Consider the following 7,965-nt stretch of genomic DNA (forward strand, 5'->3'; position numbering starts at 1 on the left):
AACGCTCTTTCGCGACCTTGCGCCCAATGACGTCCCAAGCATCAGCGGTGAAAGCGTCTTTGCCCATTGCCGTGATAAGATGTGGTGATGGATAACGCTCAAGGAATGCAAAGAACCAATCACTGCGCGAGCTGCGGAGAAATCGATCCACTTCAGGGAAGTACAGCGGCAGATAATGGGTCAAGACCCGGTGCCAAAGTTCAGTCTTCGACTTGGAGACGATATCGTGGGTTTTGGACAGCTCTTGAATGTCATTCGTGCCGCATACCAGAGGGTCGTGGTAATATTGCTCGTTCCCGATCTCCATCATATGCAGGATCACTTGCGCGTCCTTTGGGTCATTCTTATCCCAGCTGTTGTTGAGGGCTTCGCGCGTACGCGCCAAAGCCACTGAGGACACCAGCTTTACCTCAAAGCCAGCAGTTGCCAGATGGTACGCCAAGGCACGGTGATAATTGCCAGTCGCCTCAAAGGCTACACGAACTGGCCGTCCGTATTCCTTCAGTACTGTGACGAGGCGGTTGAAGTCGGCGAGTTCGTTCAAAACGGTTAAGCGACGTCGCCGTTTTTTATCTGGAATAGCGATCAAAACTTCATGCCGGGCCTTGGCGATGTCGATAGCCACCAAAACAGGGGCATCTTGTGCAACAATAATCTTGGTCATAGTCGGTCTCCTTTGCGGTGTGGTTTGTGCAAAACCACTGTAAGGACCCGAGACCTGGCTATGACCACCTGCTGCGCTATTTGGGGGCTGCGCAGGCGGTCATAGCCTCTTAATCAGCATCATTCCGAAGGTGTTACGGCAAAGAGTTTACGGATCGCCTCTTCGGCTTGCGCAAGCGTGCCGCGACCGGCGCGCACGAGTTCGACACGCTGTGCGCCGCCCTCGGCATCGATCATCGCCTCACGCCACCGAAGTCGCCTCAGACCAACGGCATGGTCGAGCGTTTCAATGGCCGCATCGAAGACGTCCTGCAGAGCCATCATTTCCAATCAGGCGAAGAATTGGAGACGACGCTGCACCGCTACGTCTGGCTCTACAATCAGCAGCTCCCGCAATCAGCCCTGGGCAGCAAGACGCCCTTGCAGGCGATGAAGGACTGGCACAAACTCAAGCCAGAGCTGTTCAAGAAACAGCCATATTACCTTCCGGGATGTGACACCTACTTCAAGACGAGCCCGGAGATCATCCGCGTTGCGATTATGTTGTACGTCAGATTTCCGCTGTCGTTGCGAAACGTCCGGGGACCTGCTGCACGAGCGGGGCATCGACATCAGCGATGAAACGGTTCGGTTCTGGTGGAACAGATTTGGCCCTATGTTCGCAGCAGAGTTTCGCAGAAACAGGATACGCCGGATGTGATCTTTTTCGAACTGGCCGTGGCACCTGGACGAAGTTTTTGTGAAGATCAACGGCCAGACCCATTACCTTTGGCGCGCCGTTGATCATGAAGGTGAGGTGCTGGAAAGCTATGTTACGAAACGGCGAGATCGTAAATCAGCCCTGAAATTCCTCAAGAAATCGATGAAGCTGCGCGGTCAGCCACATACTGTGGTAACTTACAAACCCATCGCGGTTCATTGATATCTGATCGGTAAGATATTAATTCCTTGACGCCTGAGGAAATAGTGCGGCATATTCAACTTCTAGGGAGCTTTTTGAGTTCCGGATTATGCTTTGGGGGGAGCTTTCGCAATGTCGGGTAGCGGTGTTACGAGCCGGTCCAATTGCATGGTAGTTCGGTCAACATCGCGTTTGAAAACAATTCTAGATACTGAACACGTCGACTTTTTGAACATTGCTTCATGTCATTTTATTTTCGACAACGAAGTATGATTCAGCGCGCCAAATCCCTGACCTCTCAGGTTTTCGACACATTGCTTGATGACATTGTTTCGGGGCGCAGGCGCTCCGGCACGATGCTGAGCGAGAACGCCCTGGCGCAGGAATTCGGAACATCGAAAACCCCTGTTCGTGAAGCTTTTGTGCAGTTGCAGTCCTTTGGTCTCGTGGAAGTGATGCCGCAACGTGGTTGCCTGGTGTTTCAGCCGACCGCGGCAGAGGTCAGTTCACTTTGTGAAGTCCGCCACATTCTTGAATGTGCAGCGGTTGATTTGGCGATGCAACGCGCCCCTGATCTTTTGCTTCTAGAATTGCGAAGTCGATTTGAGAGAATGACGACCGATGCGGAACAAAAGCAGCGATCGGATTTTTCCCACGATGATGATGCCTTTCATCAAGCTTTTTTCACTCACGCGGGCAACCCTTCCTTACAAGAAGCGCATCGTCTGTTTGCACCACGCCTTCAGGCGCTGCGGACCAATCTTCAGTCGATGCACGGACACCTTCTGTGCGAGGCTCAGGAGGATCATGCCGAGATGATTGGCTTGCTGGACGTAGGTGATATCGAAAGCACCAAAGCCATCATCGGTATTCATATCGAGCGGATGTCCCAAAAGTACGAGACAGAGAGTGAGTTTCTGTGGACAGCACGTTAGAGGCTCTTTCGGGACCATTACACGGGTAACTCCACGACTGAGCAGGAAATGCTAAAGTTAAAGACGAGGGAGACGGACCTAAAATGAAACCAGGCATCTTGCCCATCACTCCTGTTAGTCGCTTTTGAAGACGAGGTTTGGGTCAGTGAGCAACTTGCTTTTGAAGGATACCACCTGCGAACCGCAAAAGTGTTTCGCTTCCAATAACGCCAACACCGGCACCATACTTCATAATCAGGAGAACAAAATGGAAAAAACATCGAAACTCAAAAACCGGCGTGCCTTTCTTGCCGGGGCCGCTGCTGCGCCTGTATCGATCGCAGTGTCCACGAGTGCTGCAAAGGCTCAGGAGGCGTTTTCCTGGCGCTTCCAGACGCTCTGGGGTTCCGGATCGATTAACATGCGCATCTTTGAAGCATTCTGCGATCGCGTTGGTGTTATGAGCGGAGGCCGTTTGACTATTGAGCCTCTGCCGGGGGGAACCGTTGTTGGTGCTATGGAATTGTACGATGCGGTTCAAAATGGAATTCTTGATGGTCAGAATGGCGGTGGCGGTTACGTTGCACAAAAAGACATTGCTTTCATCATGCTCGGGGATCTTGCCGGGGCCTATGAGCGGCCTGACCAAATGCAAGCCTGGTATGAATATGGTGGCGGTAAGGAACTGGCACGTGAGCTTTACGCCAGCCATGGCACCTATCATGTTGGCCTTGTCTGGCACGGCATGGAATCGATCCCGAGCCGAGTGCCGATCCGTGGTACAGCGGACCTCAAAGGGGTCAAAATGCGTGCGCCAACCGGCTCGGTTAGCGAAATACTCGCACGGTTTGGCGGCGCGCCAGTGAGTATTCCCGGCAGTGAAGTTTATACGTCGCTGGAACAGGGTGTGCTGGATGCTACGGATTGGGGCACCTTGTCGATGAACGCGGATTTGGGGTTTGCGAAGGTTGCCAAGTACTCGATTTATCCTGGTTTCCACTCGATGCCCGCGACGGATATTGTGGTAAACCAGAGCCGGTGGGATTCACTTCCTGAGGATCTACAAGCCATTCTGACTGTGGCGACCCGCGACTTTAGCCGCGACATGTATCAACAGTTGATGATTGAGGACCAGAAGATCGCACAGGATGCAGACAATCTGGGCATTGAGCTTGTGGACTGGCCAGCCGAAGAGCGTCTGAAGTTCCGCCAGACAGCCTCTGAAGTCTGGTCGGAATTGGCCGCTGAATCGGAAATGGCGATCAAGATGGTCGATAGTCAGACTTTGTTCCTCAAGCAACTCGGGCTTCTGTAAACATCGTCACAGAACAGGGCGAACAATTCAATGGCATCCAAAGATCCGTTCAGTCGCGCTTCAATCGCTATCGGTGACTGGATGTCGCCGCTGTTTCTTGTTGCTGTGATCATCACGGTTTACGAGGTCTTCATGCGGTATGGCTTTGATGCGCCAACCATCTGGGTGCACGAGTTAACGGTCCTGCTTAGTGCAAGCTGCTTTGTGGTAAGCGGCTTGTACGTCTTGGCGAAAGGCGAGCATATACGCGTAACGGTGCTAAAGGACAGTCTTCCTGCACCCTTTGGCAGGATGGTTGATCTTCTTAGTGTCGTGCTCGGACTTATCTTTCTGTGTGCTGTTGCATATGGTGGCGCGCCATCAGCTTGGGAAGCGCTGAGCAATTGGCACAGCACACGCACGGCCTTCAATTCGCCGACACCCGCTATACTGAAGCCGATGCTTGCCGCAACATCGGCATTGATGGCGGTCCAATTGCTGGTTTCTCTGCGGCACGGTACAGCGAAAGAGTAAATGGCAATGGATATTGGCACGATTACTCTTTTTATGGGGTTGGCGATCATCCTGCTCATGATGCTCGGTGTCCCGCTGGTGTTTGTCACTGGCTCTGTTGCAGTCGTCACACTGATGTTGACCTTCGGGCCCAACGCACTTCCGTTGATTGCTAGTCGAATATACTCGACCATCGACAATTATGCGCTGATCGCCGTCCCAATGTTCGTTTTGATGGCCTTGATATTGGAGAAATCCGGGGTCGCGCATGATCTCTATGATGCAATGCACTTATGGTCCGGGAAACTAAGCGGTGGCGTCGCGCTGCAAACCATGATCGCTGCTATGATTATGGCGACGATGACCGGTATTGTTGGCGGAGAGATCATGCTACTTGGGGCGGTTGCCTTGCCCCAGATGATGCGTCTCAACTATGACCGAAAGCTAGCAATCGGTACAATATGCGCGGGCGGTGCATTGGGTACGATGCTTCCCCCGTCGCTCGTTTTGATCATTTATGGTTTGACCACCAGCGTCTCGATAGGAGACCTGTTTCTGGCTGCGGTCGGCCCTGGTTTGCTTTTGGCGTTTCTGTATCTGGGCTATATTTACATTCGCTGTCGGTTAAACCCAAGCCTCGGGCCGATTCCGGAATCCAGCGACCACCTTGACGCGTCAGAAAAGAAACGCCTTTTGCTGGGCTTGTTACTTCCGGTTCTGGTGGGTGCATCGGTGCTTGGAAGCATCTATACCGGTATTGCTTCCGTGAGCGAAGCTGCTGGCGTTGGTGTCGCAGGTGCAATGCTATGCGCGGCGGTGCGTGGGAGACTGACAATCCGTCTTATGCAAGACGTCTTGCAGCAAACCATGAAGGTCTGTGGCACGGTTCTTTGGCTGACCTTTGGGGCGGCGGCGCTGATCGGTGTTTATGGCCTGATCGGCGGAACGCGATTTGTTGGTGAGATGATGCAAGGGCTTCCGTTCAGCCCGCTTGGGATCATCTTTATCATGATGTTGATCATTTTTGTTTTGGGCATGGTGATGGACTGGATAGGTATCTGCCTTCTGACCATGCCAATATTTGTGCCTATCGTCGATCAGCTGGGTTTCGATCCAGTGTGGTTCGGCGTGCTGTTTTGTCTGAACGTCCAGATCGCGTATCTGACACCACCTTTTGGCCCTGCTGCGTTTTTTCTCAAGAGTGTCGCTCCGCCGGATGTGGAACTTCAGGAAATCTTTGCCGCGATGCTCCCGTTCATCGCGCTTCAGATGGTCGGGCTTATGGTCCTGCTTTTTTATCCGCCGCTGGCGCTCTGGCTGGTCGGATAATGAACCCGTCTTTTGTACAATCTAAGAGAGGTGAAATCCAATGAAACTGAACCAAGGTCAAATCGCAGAATATGAGGACAAAGGCTATGTTCTCGTGGAAAACATGCTCTCGGCTGATGAATTGGCTGTGCTTGAAAGCGCGCTTCAGGATCTTGCCAAGTACGACGGGCCAGAGGTTACAAGAGAAGCGGATGGGTCACCGCACGTCGTATACGGTATGCATCTGCTTGACAAAAGGTTCGAGGCGCTTTCGCGACATCCTGACTTGGTCGCAGTGGCCGAACAATTGCTTGAAAAGCAAGTTTATGTGCACCAGTCACGTGTCAACGCGAAACAGAAAGGCGGCGCTATAGTTGACTGGCATCAGGACTTCGGAACATATCATCGGGTCGATGGCGTTCCTGAACCCGATGGGCTGATGATCTCGATTCTGCTGGATGAATGCACATCTTGCAATGCACCTCTGATGTGTGTGCCGCGCACACAGCATGCCGGAATTGTTCAGGAAGCCAATATCAACAAAAACGCCGAAGATCACGGTGCCGCTGCAAAGTACCGTTATGACATTCCCTACGACACGCTGGATAAGTTGGTGAAAGAAAACGGACTCGAAGCCATCACCGGCCCAGCCGGATCAATCTTGTTTTTGCATATGAATGTTGTTCACGGCTCAACGGTCAATATAACCCCACTTCGCCGTACCATTCTCTACCTGAATGTTTGCACGACGGATAATCAGGGCACGGCTTTTGCGCGTCCGGAATACCTTGCTGCCCGAGATTTTTCTCCAATCATTCCGGGCGACGAAAATGTACTCACTGATCTTGCGGATTGAAAGGAAGCTTGGCGATGCGAAACAACCCTGTCAAACAAGCGCTTCAACGCGGAGAAAACAGTTTTGGAACAATGGTTTTCGAACTTACTTCGCCCGGTCTTCCAGCAATTTTGGCTTCTGCCGGCGCAGATTTCGTACTTTATGACATGGAACATAGCGGTTTCGATTTCGATGAGATGAAACGGCAGTTTTCCTATATCAGAGGGTTGGATCTTGTACCAATTGTGCGCCCACCGGGAAAACAATATCAGTTTGCATCGCGATTGTTGGATCTTGGCGCGATGGGTTTGATGATGCCAATGGTCGAAAGCGCTGAGGAAGCAAAGGAAATCGTCTCTTGGACGCGCTACCCTCCCAAAGGCCAACGCGGGGCCATTTTTGGTGGAGCACATGATGATTACGCAGGTGGCGATATCGCTGAAAAAATGAAGGTCGCTGAGGATCGAACCATTGTGCTGGCCATGATTGAAACAGAGAAGGGCGTCGAAAACGTTGATGAAATAATGGCTGTAGACGGTATTGATGGCGCTCATTTAGGCCAGTTTGATCTGTCTTTGTCGCTCAATATCCCTGGTCAGACAGATGGTCCGCAAATTCATTCCGCGATTGAAAAGATGCTTGAGGCTTGCCAGCGCCATGAAAAATTCGCGGCTTGTATGGCGCCGACTGTTGACATCGCTAAAGCGTGGATGGCGCAGGGTTTCACCATGGTGTCTTATTCCTACGACATCGGCTTGTTGGCGAACAGTCTGTCAAGCGGCTTGGAAGAGTTAAAGGAGTGTCGCCAGGGCGATTAGAGTTGGGGCGGGCAGAGGGGTGCTGGCAAAGCAACATCGGTTGAAGCGGGCAGGTCGGTGCCTTAGCGACCTGCCATTATAAAATACTAGACGTTCAAGTACTTCAACCAGTCCCAAGATCATTCGCTTAGCGATGATGCTATACGCACCTTTCCTGCCTTCGATTTGTACCGTCGAAGATCTGCTGTTTGAACGAGGCGTCGATTTGAGCCGTGAAACGATCCGCTATCGGGAGCTCAGGCTCGGCCCAATGTTTACCGCAAAGACTAGAAGACAGATGATCGAGGGAATGAAACCCAGCCGCTGGCGATGGCATCTGGACTAGATAATTTTAAAACTCATCGGTGCGTGAAATTATCCTTGGCGGACCAGTGCACCTTTGATCAGCAGGTTTATCAGAGTTAGATGCCAGTCGCATTTGAATCCAGCAGAATTCGAACTGATGGTAAAACTCCGCAAAATCAATGGTATGATGTGCGGAGAAGGTTCGCTGCCAGTCCCTGTCTCTCCGCCACTTACACTTGCCAAAACAGATGATGGGCCCTTATGGGGCCCTTTTTTCTTTTGGTTTCAAAGGGGTTTAGCCGTTGCGACCGCCCTTCGGAGACTGGCTAAATACCCAAAATCGGTCTCTGAACCCGCTTTGTCTCTAACCGACCGCCCTAGGCCTTCAGAAGGGCGCATTAAAAAAGTGAAGCAATTTCAGTGTGTTGGCGTTT

At 52.0% G+C, this 7,965-nt stretch carries 7 protein-coding genes and 2 pseudogenes; 8 read left to right on the plus strand and 1 reads right to left on the minus strand.

Translation table 11 applies throughout. The features are described 5' to 3' along the window. On the minus strand, nucleotides 1-664 hold a 664-nt coding region (locus WAO69_RS14205; protein ID WP_422180258.1), incomplete at its 3' end, for an IS110 family transposase. Nucleotides 665-801: 137 nt separating this feature from the next. On the opposite strand from WAO69_RS14205, the pseudogene WAO69_RS14210 reads away from it, so the two are divergent. From WAO69_RS14210 to WAO69_RS14245, 8 genes and pseudogenes are all read left to right on the plus strand, one after another. Further along, nucleotides 802-1,161, plus strand: a pseudogene (locus tag WAO69_RS14210) (integrase core domain-containing protein); the annotation flags it as partial. A gap of 39 nt (nucleotides 1,162-1,200) precedes the next feature. Then, nucleotides 1,201-1,561, plus strand: a pseudogene (locus tag WAO69_RS14215) (IS6 family transposase); the annotation flags it as partial. 245 nt (nucleotides 1,562-1,806) lie between these two features. Then, nucleotides 1,807-2,499 carry a GntR family transcriptional regulator gene (locus WAO69_RS14220; protein ID WP_422180260.1) on the plus strand — a complete coding sequence of 231 codons (693 nt, stop codon included), beginning with the start codon at nucleotides 1,807-1,809 and terminating at the stop codon, nucleotides 2,497-2,499. 160 nt (nucleotides 2,500-2,659) lie between these two features. After that, a complete protein-coding gene (locus WAO69_RS14225) occupies nucleotides 2,660-3,793 on the plus strand; it encodes a TRAP transporter substrate-binding protein (RefSeq protein WP_422180262.1) in 1,134 nt (377 codons plus the stop codon). 30 nt (nucleotides 3,794-3,823) lie between these two features. Next, entirely contained in the window at nucleotides 3,824-4,306 is a 483-nt protein-coding gene (locus tag WAO69_RS14230; protein WP_422180264.1) for a TRAP transporter small permease subunit, read from the plus strand. Between the two features lie 6 nt (nucleotides 4,307-4,312). Further along, a complete protein-coding gene (locus WAO69_RS14235; RefSeq protein WP_422180266.1) occupies nucleotides 4,313-5,614 on the plus strand; it encodes a TRAP transporter large permease in 1,302 nt (433 codons plus the stop codon). 40 nt (nucleotides 5,615-5,654) lie between these two features. Next, entirely contained in the window at nucleotides 5,655-6,449 is a 795-nt protein-coding gene (locus WAO69_RS14240) for a phytanoyl-CoA dioxygenase family protein (protein ID WP_422180268.1), read from the plus strand. A gap of 14 nt (nucleotides 6,450-6,463) precedes the next feature. After that, nucleotides 6,464-7,246 carry an HpcH/HpaI aldolase family protein gene (locus tag WAO69_RS14245; RefSeq protein WP_422180270.1) on the plus strand — a complete coding sequence of 261 codons (783 nt, stop codon included), beginning with the start codon at nucleotides 6,464-6,466 and terminating at the stop codon, nucleotides 7,244-7,246. Nucleotides 7,247-7,965: the final 719 nt, after the last annotated feature.

The sequence above is a fragment of the Aestuariivita sp. genome, assembly GCF_049276915.1.
In the GTDB taxonomy this organism is placed as follows: domain Bacteria; phylum Pseudomonadota; class Alphaproteobacteria; order Rhodobacterales; family Rhodobacteraceae; genus Aestuariivita.